This is a genomic window from Halolamina salina (genome assembly GCF_042678005.1).
GTDB lineage: Archaea > Halobacteriota > Halobacteria > Halobacteriales > Haloferacaceae > Halolamina > Halolamina salina.
On record NZ_JBHUDH010000235.1, the window covers coordinates 1 to 926 of the forward strand.

1 protein-coding gene is annotated in these 926 nt (G+C 60.3%); it reads left to right on the top strand.

Annotated elements, in window-relative coordinates; translation table 11 throughout:
- The first annotated feature begins 242 nt into the window (after positions 1 to 242).
- On the top strand, positions 243 to 878 hold the full coding sequence (locus ACFR9S_RS15025; protein ID WP_143077005.1) for a hypothetical protein: 636 nt from the start codon (positions 243 to 245) through the stop codon (positions 876 to 878).
- The last annotated feature ends 48 nt before the right edge of the window (positions 879 to 926 follow it).

Consider the following 926-nt stretch of genomic DNA (forward strand, 5'->3'; position numbering starts at 1 on the left):
CTCGGGTTCATGAACGCCCGGAGCATGCTCACCGCTGACCAGTACGATGCGTCCGGCACGACCGTCTGGACGACTGCACTTGGCGCCGGTGTTGACTACAACGGTAACCCGGACTTCGTGGCTGACGAACTCGAAGCGTAAAACGACTGATTAACTGCTGTTCAAACCCCCTACACGGTGCTTCCCCAAGAGAGTACCCGCCCGTTCGGAGCAGTGGGGTTCGACTCCTCACACGGGCGTTTATGAATACTACCAGGTCGGCGAGCCTCCTACTCGCCGCAGTCTTGACTATCGGTGTCGTTGGTGCAGCGCCGGCAACTGTCGCGGCCCAAGACGACAGTGGCGTCCTCGGTGACTTCCTCGATGATACTGACGAGGATGGCATCGACTGGTCAGCAGCCGCGATGGCGACACTGGATAAGACGCGCTGGTGGGCCAGCAACTTCGACCCACTCTCGGATACTGACGAGGATCGAGAGAAGGCACTGGCCGACCGCGCCGATCTTCAACAGGCGTTCAACACTCACAACGAGTCGATTGAGGACTACACCAACGCCCGCTTCGGCGGCAACGAATCGGCGTGGAACGTCATCGAGACCACACACGTCCGCGACGATGGCAACGCAACCCAGTACCTCGTCGCCGATGTCTCAAACGACTCGTTCCAGAACGCCCGGATGGTCAATACCACAGACCTTCCGGTCGACAAGTCGGTGACGCTCTCGGGCTACGCGAGCGATGCTGCACACGACGAGCTTGATCTCTTCGTTGAGGAGTCCGTCGCCGAGGATCGTGACGTGACGGTCGCCTACACCACACGACTGGCGGCCGAATACAGCGGCTACGTCGAGCCACCGGAGGGACTCACTAATGACTGACCACACTACCAGGATCGCATCGTACGCCGAACAGCAGGCCGCACGAAC